The 16,882-nt window shown below is 41.8% G+C and carries 12 protein-coding genes and 3 tRNA genes; 11 read left to right on the forward strand and 4 right to left on the reverse strand.

Going from position 1 to position 16,882, the window contains the following annotated elements:
* From BVC89_RS12205 to BVC89_RS30565, 4 genes are all read left to right on the forward strand, one after another.
* Positions 1–1,404 carry a hypothetical protein gene (locus BVC89_RS12205; protein WP_086931453.1) on the forward strand — a complete coding sequence of 468 codons (1,404 nt, stop codon included), beginning with the start codon at positions 1–3 and terminating at the stop codon, positions 1,402–1,404.
* Positions 1,404–1,883 carry a hypothetical protein gene (locus BVC89_RS12210; protein WP_086931454.1) on the forward strand — a complete coding sequence of 160 codons (480 nt, stop codon included), beginning with the start codon at positions 1,404–1,406 and terminating at the stop codon, positions 1,881–1,883. The genes BVC89_RS12205 and BVC89_RS12210 overlap by 1 nt, the downstream gene beginning before the upstream one ends.
* A complete protein-coding gene (locus BVC89_RS12215) occupies positions 1,880–2,143 on the forward strand; it encodes a hypothetical protein (RefSeq protein ID WP_086931455.1) in 264 nt (87 codons plus the stop codon). Before BVC89_RS12210 ends, BVC89_RS12215 begins: the two co-directional genes overlap by 4 nt.
* Before the next feature lie 109 nt (positions 2,144–2,252).
* Positions 2,253–2,384 (forward strand): hypothetical protein, encoded by a 132-nt coding sequence (locus BVC89_RS30565; RefSeq protein WP_281260990.1) that lies wholly within the window; start codon positions 2,253–2,255, stop codon positions 2,382–2,384.
* A 53-nt stretch (positions 2,385–2,437) separates the two neighbouring features.
* Here BVC89_RS30565 and BVC89_RS12220 read toward each other — a convergent pair.
* The 3 genes from BVC89_RS12220 to BVC89_RS12230 all read right to left on the reverse strand — a co-directional run bounded on the left by BVC89_RS12220 (position 2,438) and on the right by BVC89_RS12230 (position 5,489).
* Positions 2,438–2,513 (reverse strand) — tRNA-Asn (locus BVC89_RS12220).
* Positions 2,514–2,655: 142 nt separating this feature from the next.
* Positions 2,656–2,732, reverse strand: a tRNA-Val gene (locus BVC89_RS12225).
* Between the two features lie 108 nt (positions 2,733–2,840).
* The gene (locus BVC89_RS12230; protein WP_245929387.1) at positions 2,841–5,489 is read right to left on the reverse strand and encodes an SLBB domain-containing protein; all 2,649 of its coding nucleotides are present in this window, start codon (positions 5,487–5,489) and stop codon (positions 2,841–2,843) included.
* A gap of 1,228 nt (positions 5,490–6,717) precedes the next feature.
* Here BVC89_RS12230 and BVC89_RS12235 point away from each other — a divergent pair.
* The 7 genes from BVC89_RS12235 to BVC89_RS12265 all read left to right on the forward strand — a co-directional run bounded on the left by BVC89_RS12235 (position 6,718) and on the right by BVC89_RS12265 (position 15,898).
* A tRNA-Leu gene (locus tag BVC89_RS12235) sits at positions 6,718–6,802 on the forward strand.
* Positions 6,803–6,875: 73 nt separating this feature from the next.
* Positions 6,876–8,237, forward strand: coding sequence for a trigger factor (gene tig, locus BVC89_RS12240; RefSeq protein ID WP_086931456.1), 1,362 nt, complete (start codon positions 6,876–6,878; stop codon positions 8,235–8,237).
* Positions 8,238–8,638: 401 nt separating this feature from the next.
* A complete protein-coding gene (gene clpP, locus BVC89_RS12245; RefSeq protein WP_086931457.1) occupies positions 8,639–9,280 on the forward strand; it encodes an ATP-dependent Clp endopeptidase proteolytic subunit ClpP in 642 nt (213 codons plus the stop codon).
* A gap of 196 nt (positions 9,281–9,476) precedes the next feature.
* Positions 9,477–10,766: an ATP-dependent Clp protease ATP-binding subunit ClpX gene (gene clpX / locus BVC89_RS12250; protein ID WP_086931458.1), complete on the forward strand. Its 1,290-nt coding sequence runs from the start codon at positions 9,477–9,479 to the stop codon at positions 10,764–10,766.
* A gap of 144 nt (positions 10,767–10,910) precedes the next feature.
* Positions 10,911–13,319, forward strand: coding sequence for an endopeptidase La (lon, locus tag BVC89_RS12255; RefSeq protein ID WP_425428393.1), 2,409 nt, complete (start codon positions 10,911–10,913; stop codon positions 13,317–13,319).
* Between the two features lie 260 nt (positions 13,320–13,579).
* Entirely contained in the window at positions 13,580–13,852 is a 273-nt protein-coding gene (locus BVC89_RS12260; protein ID WP_086934607.1) for an HU family DNA-binding protein, read from the forward strand.
* Between the two features lie 168 nt (positions 13,853–14,020).
* Positions 14,021–15,898, forward strand: a complete 1,878-nt coding sequence (locus BVC89_RS12265; RefSeq protein WP_086931460.1) for a SurA N-terminal domain-containing protein — start codon at positions 14,021–14,023, stop codon at positions 15,896–15,898.
* Between the two features lie 106 nt (positions 15,899–16,004).
* On the opposite strand, the gene murI is transcribed toward BVC89_RS12265, so the two are convergent.
* Positions 16,005–16,829 carry a glutamate racemase gene (murI, locus tag BVC89_RS12270; protein ID WP_158657895.1) on the reverse strand — a complete coding sequence of 275 codons (825 nt, stop codon included), beginning with the start codon at positions 16,827–16,829 and terminating at the stop codon, positions 16,005–16,007.
* Between the last annotated feature and the right edge of the window lie 53 nt (positions 16,830–16,882).

Genomic DNA, 16,882 nt, shown 5'->3' on the forward strand with positions numbered 1-16,882 from the left:
ATGTCTCAAGGTGAAATACCTATTTTATTAGAGCCGAATCAAGAAGAGAGAAAAGTTGATTTTGCTGGCGACTTTCTCTTTTTAAAAGAGTCGGCGAGACCTGTTAAGGTTATTGTTGACGGCCAGCCGATTACTATGCGCGAAGGTGATAAGCGCGTGTTTAGAAGAAGTGAACCGGGAAGGCTTGCTTTTGATAACTTTCAAGTGACAAATAAAAGTGATCTATCATTACGTTGTGTTTTTGTAGCGGGAACCGGTGACTATAATAGTCAAGTTGTGAGGGGTGAATTTACTGTATCTGAAAATATTCAAACGACAGCTCTGGCAACAAATTCTCTCCCGCTCAATATTAAAAAGACCTTTGGTTATGTTGATATAAATCCTGTTAGTTATGAAAGAAATGAGGAATTTATAAGGACGCAAGTATTTGATACTGTTAACGAAGGTTTACATAGGTCATTGTTTTTATTTGATGGCTTTGTTTGGAGTGTGACTAAAACGCAATTAAGAAAATTTTCTATGTCTGGTGCGCTTCTTGAATCTCATGCGATTAGCGGTGATGGAGATGCTTTTGATAGTGGTCTTAGGGGTGCAGCTGTAACGCCTGAGGGCATTGTATACATTGTTGGGCTTCGCGTTATTGGTAGGTTAGACATGAACACCAAGTCATATAGTGTTATATATACGAATCCGGCAGGCCAGTTTTTCCCTGAGATAGGGGTTGCTTATAGAAATGGTTTTTTAACACTTATAAGGCGTTCTGATTCGAATAGTATTACTTTTTCAAGATTTAATGTGTTAACGCTAGAGATAGAAGATGTTGTTGTCGGTGTAACTGAGAGCAATGGTGCTTTAAATCGATTAAGTTATTATGAAAAAGATGATTTGTTGCTTATCGGAAATTCGACGGGGCGCACTTTTTTCTATGATGCAGAAACGCTGCAATATACAGGTGTTCAAAAACTACTAGCAATTAACTCACCTCTATATGTTCCAGAGTTTAATTTACAAGTTGAATATATTACTGATGCTTATGTGTTTCGTGTGATTGATCCTGTTGATTATGTCGCGAGGCTTTATATCCAGGATGGGAGTGACGTAACGACAAGAAATGAATTTTTGATATCGGGCGATGCTGTGTTTTTTCCACGTGGCGATAAGACTGTCATGCGTGGAGAAATATTAAAATATATATTGCAGGGGTTGTCGGCAGGTAGAGTTATTGAAGAAAACTATATGGATTATGTTACGTCGCTAACGTATTCGGATGGTAGAAATAATATTGTAAAGAGTGCCGGTTCTGCGACGTTTTCTTATCGTGGTTATAGCGATGTTGGTGAGCTTATATTGCCGTCTGAAGTTGAAGTAAAAATTATGCCTGAGTATTTAACAGAGGTAGTGTGATGAGTGCATTTGTAATTGTGGGTCGTTTTTTTGATTTTTTAAATGAGTTGTTTGGTGGTAGCGAGGTTATAAATGTGAATGATAATAGGCCTCGCGGGATTAGAAATAATAATCCTGGTAATTTGGTGTTAACTGCAATTCCATGGCGCGGGAAAATTCCGCCGTCAAGAAATACAGATGGGCGTTTTGAGCAATTCGAAAATCCGATTTATGGAATTCGTGCGCTATTTATGGATTTGCGTAACGATGTGCGTAAGGGGACTAATACTATCGAAAAATTAATTAACGAGTTTGCGCCGTCTCACGAAAATAATACTGGTGCATATATTATGGCTGTCGCCAATGCTGTTGGTAAATCTTCAGATGTGCCGATAGATGAGGATGATTATGTCCCGTTGATAAATGCAATTATTCGCCATGAGAATGGTGTTAATCCATTTACTGACGAAGATATAAAGGAGGCTATTGCGTTGGCATGAAATTATTAACAAAAGAGCATCGTTCGTTGTTGATAACCGTCGGGGTTATTGGTGCTGGGATTTTATACATTGGTGGGCGTGGTGCTGGTGCGGTTGCTCGATCTGCCGCCGCCGCTGGTAACGCTGTAAATCCAACGAACCGTCATAATATATTTGCTGAAGGTGTCAATTCCATTGGTGATATTTTGAATGATGGCGTAGATGACGACGATTTTTCGTTAGGTGCGTGGATATTCGATATTACGCATCCGGGGCAATAAATATGGGTAATGATTTACGTGGGTTTGTAATAGCGGTTGCTGCAACTGTTGTCGGTGCGGTTTTGGCAGAAATCGCAAAAAATGAGCTAAAACAAAAAGGTCTGATTCAATGATAGAGTTTATTAATTATGTTGCTGTGAGTGGTGATGCTGTAACGACTGAAGGTGTTGTTGCTGCAATAGCAATGGGTTTGCTTTGCTGGCGTGAAAGTAAGTTGCAAAGGTTAAAAAAAGAACAGTAAAACTGAATCGAATAGTAAGTAAAAAGGCCGCAAATCGCGGCCTTTTTTGTATCTGGCTCCGCCTGCTGGGCTCGAACCAGCGACCCAATGATTAACAGTCATTTGCTCTACCAACTGAGCTAAGGCGGATCTGCAAGTGGGCTATTGCCCGAAAGAGCGCGTATAATATACGTCGCTTTTGTGAGTGTCAACTTTAATTTTATTTAAATTTCAGCATCTAACTCTTTGTTTTTAATCGGTTTTCTAAAACTTGAACAAACTGATTAAAACTTGGTAGGACCGGGCGGATTCGAACCGCCGACCTCTACCATGTCAAGGTAGCGCTCTAACCAACTGAGCTACGATCCTAGGGTTTTCCTCCCATCAATGGGAGGGCGCGTATTGTAATGAGTTAGTTTTTTTTCGGCAAGGGGTTATGCGTCAACAATCTTACTTTTTTTCAAATAGTTTGAATGTTTACAAATTGCCGAGTGCTGCTATACCCAGAGCTGCTGAAGATACGATTTGAGCAACACTGCTCCAAAGTGTCAGTGAATCCACCTTGGTTGTATTAATAGGCACTACAATGGTATCCCCAGGCTGTAGAGCTTTGGAGTTAGATTTAAACCATGCTGAGCTTGCTGGGGCGTAAACTCGACCATTGGCCTTTACAACGTAGATACGTTTCTTATCTGCATTTTGTTTAGTGCCGCCAGACATGTCGATGTAGTCTTTAATATCTAGCCGTGCATCATAAAAGTGTGATGTGGAGTGCTGAATCTCTCCCACGACGGTAACGGATGGTTTAAACCGGGGAATTTCTAACTTATCACCGTCGGCGAGCTCAAAGTCGAATTTTTTAGGTCGATCTAATATTGTGGGAAGGTCAATAACCATACGTCCGAGCGCTTTCGTACTTTCGATGCTGTTGAGTATTTGATCGGCCTCAGCCTTATCTATCTCTTTTTTGGCTGCTGACTTCTCTAAATTTGCAGTAGCTAGATCGCTGGCGATTTTAACTTTGAGATTCTCTAATCTTTCTTCTTCTAAAAGTCGTAATTCTTTACGCGAAAAAATTGCACCTTCTGGGTAAGCGTAGGGTGTCAGTCCTCCAGCTCTTTCGATAACGCTTAAGAGTGTTTCTCCTGGTAATAGGTCATAGACGCCCGGATAGATGACTTCACCTGTTAGCTCCACTGACTCTCTTTTTTGCCAGAGGGGAATTTGTTTAATACGTAAAGTATCACCTGCTTTTAATTGTGGGTTTTCCATTGTAAGGTCAAAGTCTTTTCGCAGGTCTACCCGTTCTCTATTCTCATTCAGGTCGTAGCGTGTTATTTCAGCTCCTGAGCCTTGGGCGCTTTCCGTAAGTCCTCCTGCTAAGCTAATAAGCTCCCTCGCACTCATATTTCCCGTAGCTAAAGGGTATTCGCCAGGAAAGCGCACGCTGCCATAGATACGGATAGTCTGTTGGCGTTGGCTGAAGTTGGACTGAACTTTTAGTCGATCTACCAGTTCTTTTAGTATCTCGACTCTATTGGTGTCGTATTCAAAAAGGGTTATCACGTCACGTGGCTGTAGTAGAGGGTCTTCTGGCCCTTGTGGTGAGGCAAATGCTTGCTGAGGAGAAAATAAGTGTACTTGTGTTCTGCGAGTAATCTTTTCTTCTCGTTGAATAAGTCCGATGACAATATCGGGGTTGGGCAGTAATTCGTCCGCGTTGGGAACAATGTCGGTAAAGCGCATAAACTTGCGCCATGCAAAGTCGCCTTCGCGTTTTACATGCCCTTCGAGTGTTATCGTGTCGTTAACGGTTTCTAGGGTGGGTTGTATTTGAATAATATCGGCATCATTGACTTTAAAGCTTCTGCCTGATGGACTGGAGATATCGATATTAACAAGGGTTTTTTCTCCCGATCGTGAAATCCTTTCAATTCTTGATGCGGGAGCATAGGCGTTGGCTAATAGTCCACCCGCTAGCTGTATCACATCAGCTACTGTTCTCTCGTTTTTTAGCTCATATATAGCTGGGCGCTTAACAGCTCCAGAAATGCCTGTTGTTTTGCCTACTGGTGGAATAAATATAACATCGCCGGGAAGAAGACGGGAATCATCGCTTGTATCCCCTCTTAAAAGAAGGTCATATAAGTCCAATCTGGCGACAACCTTTCCAGCCCGTTTAAGCTGGATATTTCTCAAAGAGCCGATTTCGGTGATGCCGCCACTGGCAAATATGGCGTTTGTCATGGTAGAGAGAGAACTCACAACATAGGAGCCTGGGATTTCAGCTTCACCCAGCACAAAGACTCTAACAGTTCTCAATGGGCCCATGGTGATAGAGCTCTTAACGCCTATCATTTGTTCATTGACCACATTGGTAAGTTTTTCCTGCATAGCCTCGAACGGTAAGCCTGCAAGAGAAATAGGCCCAATATCTGGGAATTGGATCTGACCTTCACGATTCAGTTTCAGGGTATGGGTGGCGTTCTCTTTGCCGTATAGTTGGATGACAATGGTGTCTCCCGGACCTAACAAATAATTTACCGGGATTGGAATATCTTCTGCCGGTGCGAAGGTCTCTGCGCCATAGTTAAAAATATTATGGCCAAACAATTTGAGTTCATCTTCCTCCTCACTACTTTCAAAACCCTCGAGTAAGCCATTCACGCCACTTAGGCCTTCCAAATCATTGGGGTCAATATTATCTAGATCAAACCCGTTAGGTGGAATTTGTCCACCTTGTAAGTTGCGGTTAGAGTTTCTGCCACTTTTTGTTAAATCTCGTCTATTTCCTGAGATTGGTTCTGCTTCTGTTTCGTCACCGCCGTTTTCTTCAAGTAAGCCATCTAAATCAGACAAGTCTACGCCGAAGGATCTTGCCAGGGCTTGTTGTTGTGCCGGGGGTAGTCTTTTGAACCGGTCAATCTGTTCTTGCGTTGGCGCTTGTGCGTAAACAGTGGATATTGAAAATAACGTGAATAAGATAGATGCAACAATCTTCTGGATAAGGGGCTTCATAAATAAATTTTGGTTTAGGGGGTTGTCTGAAATGGCCATGAATATAAAGTCGCTGCTTTTACGCAACCTATTGAAGTCTAATACTTTCTTTGTTTGCAATCCTGTCATGCACTAAAATCAATCTCCTAAATCAATATGTATTGTCGTCATTGAATTTAATCTTGTGAGCTCTTTTTTGTTTGTAAGGTTGGAGGTCTTTCATCAACCCAAAAAGATGGTAGAGCATCCGGCACCTGGTTCAACGGCAGAGTAGTCTATGGCTTTAAGCCCGCTATAATAACGAATAAATAGCTTACTTTCTTCTATAAACCCCTAATATTTGTAACAATTTGAGCGTTTTTATGGTAACGCTTTCTAAGTTTCGGGTGCGCTGTCGAGAGAGTAGGGTGATTATCGTTGGTAGGAATAGTTTAATTAGTGGTGATGAAATTGTTATTTTAGGTGGCTATTGAGGTGCTTTGCGCACCTCAATAATTCGGTGTTCCATAACTTCTTTCCCTGAATTTTTAATCTTCCTGATAAATTGTTCGTCCTAGTAGATCCTTCTATCTGTGATCTTCCTAATTAACCGAAAAGAATATGAAGTTTCCCTTGACCCGCCATGGCCTGCTGACTTCCGTGTGAATGTCCCTATATGCCAGGTATTATCACTTTGTAATTAATTGAGTAGAAGTCGCTATTGTCTGATTTGTTTGTGAGATATCTCTCACAATAATGAAGTGAATGAGCTTTCCCATTTTTGTTGGGATTGTCTCATGGATAAAAAAAATCCGAGGGGGGATACCCCTCGGATTTTTTCGCTTTTCACCTTAAGTCCTTTCCGTGGTGAGATGCCTTCCTGGCAAACCCATATCCTTATGGTGAGTGCTTTGCTCCTTCTGCTATGATCATCCTGAGTCTAAAGCAGAATTTTTTTCCTCCTTATGACCTTTCCTGGTCGACGTGCTTCCTTGTTTACCTCCTTGTTGATAAACATTATCTACAAATCGCTTTTGGCGCGATAGTCGACATTGGCGTTTGTTTTTGTAGGATATATCTCACAAAATAATTTTTTAAGTGTCCGAATGAGTGGTTGAAGAGTGCAAAGTGCCTATATGGCCTGATGTATTCTTTCTTTATTTTGGCTAAATTGTTTCAAATTTGCACTATGTGATCTGATTTGTGCCTGATGACCATTTAATTAAAATAAAGATGCATAACTATGTTGATCACTGAGATCTACTGTGGCACAATTGCGTCCCTTCTTGAGAGGGAGTTAATGAAATCTATAGGTTTCTTCTTATAAATCAATAGGTTACAATGCTCTCCAGATAGTATGAGTTAAATGGCATTTTGCGCGGTCGTGGCGGAATTGGTAGACGCGCTGGATTTAGGTTCCAGTACCGTAAGGTGTGAGAGTTCAAGTCTCTCCGACCGCACCATGTCATTATCCAACTTGTTTAAACGCAATTTTTAAGTAGTAGTCCCCTATATAAGTATTTCAGAGGCATAATCATGCAAGTTTCTATCGAAACGATTTCCGGTTTAGAGCGACGGTTGACTATTGGTGTTCCAGCTGATGTTGTGGATCAAGAAGTAACTAAGCGTCTTAATAAAGCTGCTAAAACTGTGCGCATTAATGGATTTCGCAAGGGTAAAGTGCCTCTGAAAGTTGTTAAGCAGCGTTTCGGCGAGGGTGTTAGGCAAGAAGTTCTTGGCGACACAATAAATAGAACTTTCTACGAGGCTGTTCAGAAAGAGTCGGTTCGTCCTGCAGGTCAGCCAACGATTGAGCCTAAAAACATGGAGGAAGGTAGTGATCTAGAGTACATCGCTACTTTTGAAGTCTATCCTGAGGTTGAGCTAACCAATATAGAAGGTATAGAAGTCACCAAATATGATGCGGATATCGAAGATAAAGATATCGACAAGATGATTGAAAACCTGAGAAAGGGACAAGCTACTTGGAATAATACTAAGGCAGCTATAAAAGACGGCTTCAAAGTTAAAATCGACTTCAGCGGAGTAAAAGACGGCGAGGCATTTGAAGGTGGCTCAGCGGAGGATCATGAACTAGTGATTGGCTCCAAGTCTATGATTCCTGGTTTTGAAGACGGAATTATCGGCATGAAGATAGGTGAGACCAAAGATGTCGAAGTGACTTTTCCTGAGGATTACCAGGTTGAATCACTCAAAGGGGCTGATGCAACGTTCACTATCACTCTGAAAAGTGCTGAAAAACAAGTCTTGCCAAAGCTTGATGAGGCTTTTTTTGAGAAATTTGGAGTGACTGAGGGTGGTGAAGAGAAGTTCCGTGAAGATGTTAAGGAGAACATGGAGCGTGAAAAGCAGAAGGCTATTAAAAACAAGACTAAGCAACAGATTTTAGATAGCTTGCTAGATCGTACTCCCGTGGAAGTGCCTAATGCATTGGTTGCTGGCGAAATTGACGCGCTGAGAAATCAAACAATTCAGCAGTACGGTGGCGCAGCAGAGAACCTTGATATGAAAGCTTTGTTGCCAGACGATATGTTTAAAGAGCAAGCTCAGCGACGAACCGCACTAGGTTTGATTGTTTCTGAGATTGTGACTCAGGAGAAAATCACAGCAGATAAGGATGTTGTTCGATCTCTTATCGAAGAGGCTGCAGCGAGTTACGAGAGCCCTGAAGAGGTGGTTAATTACTACTACAGTAATGAGCAGTTATTACAAAGTGTTGAGGCTGCTGCGCTCGAAGAGCAGGTGGTTGACTTCCTTTTAGAAAAAGCAGAAGTTACCGAAGCGAAAGTGGCCTACGACGAAGCGTTAAAGCCATTGCCTCAGCCGCAGGCTGATGATCAGGAAGGCGATGGTAGCGAAACTAAAGGCGAAGAATAAGTTATCCTTTAAAGCTTGGTTTTTATTTTAAAATCCACCTGTGTTAAAACAGGTGGATTTTGTCGTTTTTGGCGACGGATATTTTACTGAATAGCTTGCTATGCCAAAAAGCTTGTTCACTGGTATTAAATTACAGTATTTTAGGCTTATGAAGCTATAAATAAGTCTCTAGGGTAAACCAAAGCGAACTAGGTAAACGTACTTAAAAATAATGGCGTTGGTTGCGCATTGGTTTGATTGGTTGGGTTTTGTTCGCTTTATCCCTGAAATATCCTATGTTCATGAAAATAATAGACTTTATTTTTATGAATTATTAAAGTCCTTCCTTTTATTTCGTGTGCGAAGACCCAATGTTAGGCTAGTCTTTAAAAATAATTCAACAGAAAATACTGAGGAAAGTTATGTCCCTGATAGACCCAGTTGGTATAAGTCGTTCAGATATTGAAAATACATTAGTGCCGATGGTGGTTGAGCAAACCGCTCGTGGGGAAAGATCTTATGATATCTATTCTCGGTTGCTCAAGGAGCGTGTTATTTTTCTTGTTGGCGCCGTCGAAGATCATATGGCGAACCTGGTTGTTGCTCAAATGTTGTTCTTAGAGGCGGAAAATCCTGACAAGGATATTCATTTATATATTAACTCTCCAGGTGGGGCGGTTACTGCAGGCCTCTCAATTTACGATACAATGCAATTTATTAAGCCAGACGTAAGTACCATGTGTATTGGTCAAGCATGCAGTATGGGGGCGTTTTTGCTCAATGCTGGCGCGGCAGGTAAGCGATATTGTCTACCGAATTCACGGGTAATGATTCACCAGCCTTCCGGTGGTGCGCAAGGCCAAGCGAGCGACATCCATATTCATGCCCAAGAAATATTAAAAATGCGTCATCAATTAAATGAGATTATGGCCAAGCATAGCGGCAGGTCTGTGGAAGACATCGCGAAGGATACAGAAAGAGACAACTTTATGAGCGCTTTGGAGTCCAAAGAATATGGTCTCATCGACGATGTCTTAGAGTTCCGTGATGCAAAAGAAAGTTAATGTAGATACTTTGTCTATAGTATTGGCTCGTTATTGGTGAATATTGTAAAAAAAACTTCAATAATGAAGCCAAACGCAAAAGATAAATACTAATATTGGGTATGCAGCTTTAAATTTAAGGTTGTGCACTTGAAAATCACAGCTAAAACAAGCATCTTGTAAATAGGCTGTAACAAAATAAGAGTTGGAGATACTGATGCCCGACCAGAAAGGTGATAACGAAGATAACGGCAAACTGCTCTATTGTTCGTTCTGTGGTAAAAGCCAGCACGAAGTGCGCAAGCTCATTGCTGGCCCTTCGGTATTCATCTGTGATGAATGTGTCGAACTTTGCAACGACATTATCAGAGAAGAAATACAAGAAAGCACAAGTGAGGGTAAAGGTGAGAAGTTGCCTACGCCTCAAGAGATATCAGAGACGCTTGATGAGTACGTTATTGGCCAAAAAGACGCCAAAAAAGTACTTGCTGTGGCGGTTTACAACCACTACAAGCGTCTTAGAGTCGGTGACTCAAAGAAATCGAAGGATGAGGTTGAGTTAGGAAAGAGTAATATTTTGCTTGTTGGCCCAACAGGTAGTGGTAAAACATTACTCGCCGAGACACTTGCGCGGATGCTTAATGTGCCATTTACTGTAGCTGATGCTACGACCTTGACAGAAGCTGGCTATGTTGGGGAAGACGTGGAAAACATTATTCAGAAGCTACTTCAAAAGTGCGATTACGATGTAGACAAGGCTCAACAAGGCATCGTTTATATTGATGAAATCGATAAGATTTCTCGTAAGTCTGATAATCCATCAATAACTCGCGATGTTTCTGGTGAGGGTGTGCAGCAAGCATTATTGAAGCTGATAGAAGGCACTATCGCTTCCGTGCCCCCACAAGGTGGTCGTAAGCACCCTCAACAAGAGTTTTTACAAGTTGACACGTCTAATATTCTCTTCGTGTGTGGTGGTGCGTTTGCTGGTCTAGATAAAGTTATTCGCGACCGCTCAGAGAAAGGCGGTATCGGTTTTGGGGCAGAAGTAAAAAGCAAAGATTCGAAAAAGAACGTGGGCGAAACCCTTAAAGATCTCGAACCTGAGGATTTGGTTCGCTATGGTTTGATCCCAGAGTTTGTTGGTCGCCTTCCTGTCATAGCAACTCTTGATGAGTTGGACAAGGAAGCCTTAGTTACCATCCTCACAGAGCCGAAAAACTCTCTTGTTAAACAGTATGCGAAACTGTTTGAGATGGAGGGTGTTGAAGTTGATTTTAGACGTGAAGCGCTTGACGCCGTCGCGACTAAGGCAATGGAGCGCAAAACTGGTGCCAGAGGCCTGAGGTCGATCATGGAAAATGTCTTGCTCGACACTATGTATCGCCTCCCATCTGAAGAGGATGTTATCAAGGTTGTTGTTGACGAGGCTGTTATCAAAGGTGAGTCTGAACCTTTGCTTGTCTATGAAAATAACGAAACCCAAAAAGCTTTGCCTGAAGAATAGAACAGTAACTGATCGCAAATTAAAAAAGGGGCGTACATAAGCCCCTTTTTTTTATTTCTTCCTTGTATTTTTGTATGTTAGCCCCCAATCTTATAGGTTGCAGAAACTAGATAAGTTAAGTCTTGAGGCTATTGAATGAACCCTATGGAATCGTCATCTCCTGAGTCACCGATACCTTTACTACCGCTTCGTGATGTTGTTGTTTATCCGCATATGGTAATCCCTTTATTTGTTGGAAGGGCGAAATCCATAGCGGCATTAGAGCGTGCTATGGCTGACGATAAACAAGTGCTTTTAGTCGCTCAAAAACACGCATCGGTTGATGAGCCTGGTAAAGATGATCTGTATGCCTGTGGCACCATTGCAGCAGTGTTGCAATTACTTAAGCTTCCTGATGGAACGGTTAAAGTTCTTGTTGAAGGTCGGCGCCGAGCGAATATCCTTGATGTTATTGAGCAGGATGAATATTTTCTGGCTGAATTTGATAATGTTGAAGATGATCAGCTCGAAACTAAATCCTTAGAAATGTTGACGCGAACACTTCTATCTAGATTTGAAAATTATGTAAATCTTAGTAAAAAAGTGCCTGCTGAAGTGATGACCTCTTTAAGCGGGATAGACGAAGCTGGGCGACTGGCGGACACTATTGCGGCGCATATGTCTTTAGAGCTTGCGCAAAAGCAAGAAATTTTAGAAATCGTTAATATTCGCGAGCGCTTAGAGCACCTTATTGGTTTGATGGAAGCTGAGGCCGATTTATTCCAGGTTGAAAAGCGCATTCGTGGCCGTGTTAAAAAGCAAATGGAGAAAAGCCAACGCGAGTATTATCTGAATGAGCAGATGAAAGCCATTCAGAAAGAATTGGGTGATATGGGAGAAGAGGGCAACGAAGGAGATGAGCTTGAGAAAAAGATCTCAGAAGTCGGCATGCCTAAGGATGCTCAAGAAAAAGCCATGTCAGAGCTTAATAAACTGCGCATGATGTCACCCATGTCGGCAGAGGCTTCTGTTGTCCGCGCCTATATTGATTGGATGGTGACAATTCCATGGACAAAGCGTAGTAAGGTGCTGCACGACTTAGAACGAGCAGAAAAAGTCCTTGAGAAAGATCACTATGGTTTAGAAGAAGTTAAAGAGCGAATTCTTGAGTATTTGGCGGTACAAAAACGGGTCAAAAAAGTAAAGGGTCCGATTTTGTGTCTGGTAGGGCCTCCAGGTGTAGGTAAAACTTCTTTAGGTGAGTCTATTGCGCGCGCAACTAATCGTAAATTTGTACGCATGGCGCTGGGTGGAGTGAGAGATGAAGCCGAAATTCGAGGTCATCGGCGAACATATATAGGTTCTATGCCAGGCAAGCTTGTTCAGAAAATGGCAAAAGTTGGAGTTAAAAATCCACTATTTTTGCTCGATGAAATAGATAAAATGGGCATGGATCATCGTGGGGATCCTGCTTCAGCCTTGTTGGAAGTGTTAGATCCTGAACAGAATTCTACGTTTAATGATCACTACCTAGAAGTGGATTACGACTTATCTGACGTGATGTTCGTCTGTACCTCAAATACCATGAATATTCCCGGGCCCCTGCTTGATCGTATGGAAGTTATTCGTATCCCCGGCTATACAGAAGATGAGAAGCTCAATATTGCCAGTCGTTACTTGATTCCTAAGCAGATGAAAAATAATGGTCTTAAGTCTGAGGAGATTAGTATCGAAGAAGCAGCCTTGAGGGATGTTATTCGCTACTATACTAGAGAGGCTGGTGTGCGAGGCTTAGATCGAGAAGTAGCCAAGTTATGCCGCAAAGTGGTAACAAAAAATGTTAAGGCCAAAGCACTAGAAAATATTACCGTTAAAGATAGCGATTTAGAAGAGTATTTAGGCGTTCGCAAGGCGGATTACGGTAAAGCAGAAAGCGAAAATCAAATTGGTCAAGTAACGGGGCTTGCGTGGACGCAGGTGGGCGGTGAGTTACTGACTATTGAGGCTTCTGGTGTTAGAGGCAAAGGGCGGTTTACTAAGACTGGCTCCCTTGGGGATGTGATGCAAGAATCTACGCAAGCCGCCATGACAGTTGTTCGCTCTCGTGCTCAAGTATTGGGGCTTGCACCAGATTTTAATGAGAAGCTCGATATCCATATTCACGTACCTGAAGGGGCTACGCCTAAAGATGGGCCCAGCGCAGGTATTGCAATGTGCACGGCTTTGGTCTCTGTTTATACAGAAATACCTGTGCGTGCAGATGTGGCGATGACGGGTGAAATAACTTTGCGCGGAGAAGTGCTCAAGATCGGAGGCTTGAAAGAAAAGTTGTTAGCAGCCCATCGGGGAGGTATTAAAGTTGTTGTTATCCCCAAAGATAATGAAGCAGATCTGCGTGATATTCCAGATAACATAAAAAGTGATTTGAGTATTCATCCTGTAAAATGGATAGATGAAGTGTTGGAAGTTGCACTACAATATATGCCGACCCCTCTTAGCGATGAGGAGTATGAAGCGCTAGAAGCCAAAGCAAATGCGATTAATAGTGATGAGAGCCGAATAAGCACACATTGATTTGATTTTTTGTAAAGACTGGTCGAAATCCAAACAGTTGCCGGATAAATATGTAAAACACCAGCAATTCGCGAATTTGATTCTTGACCGGCCAATTGGCAGTTGGTATAAAACGTAATTCGTTGTAGCTTTGGGCTCCATCGGGGCGGGGCAGAGGTAATCCAGCACAATGCTGTTTGAATATTGTTTCTTAGTGCAATTGCCTGGACGTTGAAATTTTTGATATACGAATTAGATTCGAATAATAAAAGGGGTTAATGGTGAATAAATCAGAATTGGTCGAAGCAATTGCAGGTTCTGCGGATATTTCTAAAGCGGCTGCAGGTAGAGCTTTGGATGCAATCACGGAATCAATTGCAACGGCACTTAAAGAGGGTGATCAGGTGGCGCTAGTTGGCTTTGGTACCTTTCTAGTTAAAGAGAGAGCTGCCCGTACTGGTCGTAATCCTCAAACAGGTGCTCCTATTGATATTCCTGCTGCAAAAATTCCTTCTTTTAAAGCTGGTAAAGCTTTAAAAGATGCAGTTAACTAATTTACCTAGATATATCTTTTGAATTCTCACACAAGCGATATATGCTAAAAAGTTGGAAGATAATCGAAAGGTAAACAGATAAATATTTTTAACAAATTAATCTAAAAAATAGAGGCGCATTAAATGCGCCTTTTTTTGTAAGATCAATACACTTTTTAAGGTGAAAAAATGCTACAGAAAGTACGTGAGAGCATGAAAGGCACTTTTGTCGCGACTATCGTGTTTTTATTTTTTATTGTTCCTTTGATTTTGACTGGCGTTGATGGTGGGTCGTTTCTTGGTAGTGCAGTAGGTACTGATGCAGCTTCCGTAGAGGGGAAAGCGATTTCTAATGCTGAGTTGCGTAGGGCAATTTATATGCGCAAGCAGCGCTTGTTGGATCAACAAGGTGTCGACCCTAATGCAGAATACCTTAAAGATGAAAACTTACGTGGACCTGTTCTTGAAAGCTTAACTCGCCGTGCAGCACTTATTGTTTCCGCTGAGAAAGGTGGTATGGGAGTTTCTGAGCAAGCACTTGATCAACAAATACGTGAGCGACCAGAATTTCAATTAGATGGAAAATTTGATGCCCAGACTTATCGTCGTCTGCTGTCTAATTTAGCTTTTACGCCAGCATCGTACAAAGCCGCTTTATCTGAAGATATTATTTTGGGTCAACACGCCCAAGCTATCGAGCTGTCTACATTTTCTACAGAAGAAGAGCTTAATGATTTGGTTTCACTGATTCATCAAAAAAGGTCTTTCTTTACCATTAAAGTACCAAAAACCTTAGTGGAGAAAGATGTAAAAGTAAGTGACGATGAGATAAATACCTACTATGAAGAAAATAAAAACACCTTTGTAGAAGATGAAAGCTTATCTGTTTCTTATGTCGAATTATCAGCTGCAAATATCGCGCAAACTATCGATATTGATCCGCAAGCAGTTAAACAACAGTATGAAGCAGAATTAGCAGATTTTAAGAAAACTCAACAATATGAAATAGCGCATATTTTGCTTGAAGAGAAAGATGGTCAACAAGCTTTAGTGGACGAGGTTTCTCAGAAGATAAAAGATGGTGATGATTTTGCCGAGCTTGTTAGCAAATACTCTGACGATAGTGGTTCAAAAGATAGCGGTGGTAACCTAGGGGTAATGATTGCGGATACTTTTCCTGAGGCGTTTGAAAACGCAGTTTATTCTCTAGAGGAAGGTCAAGTTTCTGCACCGGTTGTCACCGAAGCGGGTACACATTTTATTAAAGTCATTGCCAAGAAAGTGACTGAGCCACCTACCTTTGATGAAAGGAAAGAGGCTATTGCGGATGCTATGAAGCTTGCCGAAGCAGAAGAGATTTACGCACAAAATTTAGACCGCCTTGGTGAGTTGACTTTTAGTGCCGCAGACCTCGCCGATGCCGCAAAAGAACTTAATCTCGAAGTTAAGACGACGGAGCCTTTCTCCCGAAATCGAGGAACCGATATTGCGATTAATTCCAATGTTCGTGACGCAGCATATAGTGAGGAGGTGCTCTCCAATGGCTATAACAGTAGTGTTTTGGAAATATCCAATACAGCCTCTGTAGTACTTAGAAAAGCAGTGCATAAGCCAGAACGTATTAAGGGACTGGATGAAGTCAAAGAAGTGGTAACGCAAAACTTAACTAATAAAAAAATTGATGAGGCTCTGAGCGAAATATCATCCAATTTAAAGGATAAGCTTGTAGCAGGTGAGAGTGCAGAGCAATTGGCGAAAGCTGACGAATATGAATATAAAGCTTTTGACAAGTCTGAGCGCTCTTCTAGCGAAGCCGGTTTCCAAGCGGTTAATAAGGCTTTTAGTATGAGTTTAGCTGAAGGTAGTGCTAGTTATGACCATGTAGTAGATCGTGATGGCGGCCATATTGTGCTAGGCCTTACTGAAATAATCCCAGGTCATCGCAGCGATATGAAAGATCAGCAGTTTCAAGGTCTGACTGCTCAGTTAAATGGACAAAATGCAAACTTCGAGACTTCCTCCTATGAGTCGCAAGTTGTTGCCGAAGCTGATATCGATATTCACTAGTGATAGTATCGCTGACAATTGTTCTGAGTATGCTTGGCCAGGCTCAGAACAATTGTTATGTCTCGTCTAAGCCAAATTCATGAGTGCTAAATTAGGAACTGTCTAGTTAGTCAGTGTTTGGTTTGGAGGTTAAATAGGCAAGGAATCGACTTTTCTTGGCGGTTGATAAATCATCTGTCTGGGTTAGGATGATCTTAATTTCTCTCGTAATTTTTTTTAAGTTTTGTATTTCGTTTGCTTGAGGTTTATCTAATAAATCCCACACTCGCCTGGCAATGGCTTCGCCTGAATCTATCAAGTTAATACTTCTTTTTCTTTGTGTTGTAATGGCCATTATTTCTTGCTTTAAAAGCGGAAAATGGGTACAGGCAAGTACTAGTGTATCTATTTGTTCGGCGTTAGGTTCAGCGAACAAGGTATCAAATTCTTTCTGCAGCAGTCTCTGGTCAATATCATTAGAAAATAATTTTCGCTCTGCAATTTCTACTAATATATTGCTGCCGTGGAGAATAACTTTATGTTCAGGAGCATAGTCTTTGATCAAATTATGAGTATAAATACGTGAGACTGTTGCTGGAGTCGCTAGTACCGCGATTACCTTTGACTCAGACAATAGTGCTGCCGGTTTTATTGCAGGCACTACGCCGACAAAAGGACAGTCGAATTTGCCCCTAAGTGTCTCCAAGGCTAAGGTGCTAGCGGTATTGCATGCGACAACGACGATATCTGGTTTTAGTGCTTCGTATAATTTTCCTACCTGAGTAATAATACGTTGGGTTAATACTCGGTCTTCCTTTATCCCGTATGGGTAGAAGGCGTCATCTGCCGCATAACTCATATGACAGTTTGGAATTTTGCGCAGAATCTCTTTGGCGACGCTTAAACCCCCGGCTCCGGAATCAAATACGAGTATGTGTGGCAAGACTTGCATATTAGGCATCATCGACTGACAAGAGTAGAATATCTTACGTGAAATGTAATAAA

The sequence above is a fragment of the Agarilytica rhodophyticola genome (assembly GCF_002157225.2).
GTDB lineage: Bacteria > Pseudomonadota > Gammaproteobacteria > Pseudomonadales > Cellvibrionaceae > Agarilytica > Agarilytica rhodophyticola.

Coding starts and splice junctions, on each gene's coding strand:
- tig (WP_086931456.1), top strand. CDS start 6,876: ATGCAAGTTTCTATCGAAACGATTTCCGGTTTAGAGCGACGGTTGACT.
- BVC89_RS12205 (WP_086931453.1), top strand. CDS start 1: ATGTCTCAAGGTGAAATACCTATTTTATTAGAGCCGAATCAAGAAGAG.
- clpX (WP_086931458.1), top strand. CDS start 9,477: ATGCCCGACCAGAAAGGTGATAACGAAGATAACGGCAAACTGCTCTAT.
- BVC89_RS12215 (WP_086931455.1), top strand. CDS start 1,880: ATGAAATTATTAACAAAAGAGCATCGTTCGTTGTTGATAACCGTCGGG.
- BVC89_RS12230 (WP_245929387.1), bottom strand. CDS start 5,489: ATGACAGGATTGCAAACAAAGAAAGTATTAGACTTCAATAGGTTGCGT.
- BVC89_RS12210 (WP_086931454.1), top strand. CDS start 1,404: ATGAGTGCATTTGTAATTGTGGGTCGTTTTTTTGATTTTTTAAATGAG.
- murI (WP_158657895.1), bottom strand. CDS start 16,829: ATGCAAGTCTTGCCACACATACTCGTATTTGATTCCGGAGCCGGGGGT.
- BVC89_RS30565 (WP_281260990.1), top strand. CDS start 2,253: ATGATAGAGTTTATTAATTATGTTGCTGTGAGTGGTGATGCTGTAACG.
- BVC89_RS12265 (WP_086931460.1), top strand. CDS start 14,021: ATGCTACAGAAAGTACGTGAGAGCATGAAAGGCACTTTTGTCGCGACT.
- clpP (WP_086931457.1), top strand. CDS start 8,639: ATGTCCCTGATAGACCCAGTTGGTATAAGTCGTTCAGATATTGAAAAT.
- lon (WP_425428393.1), top strand. CDS start 10,911: ATGGAATCGTCATCTCCTGAGTCACCGATACCTTTACTACCGCTTCGT.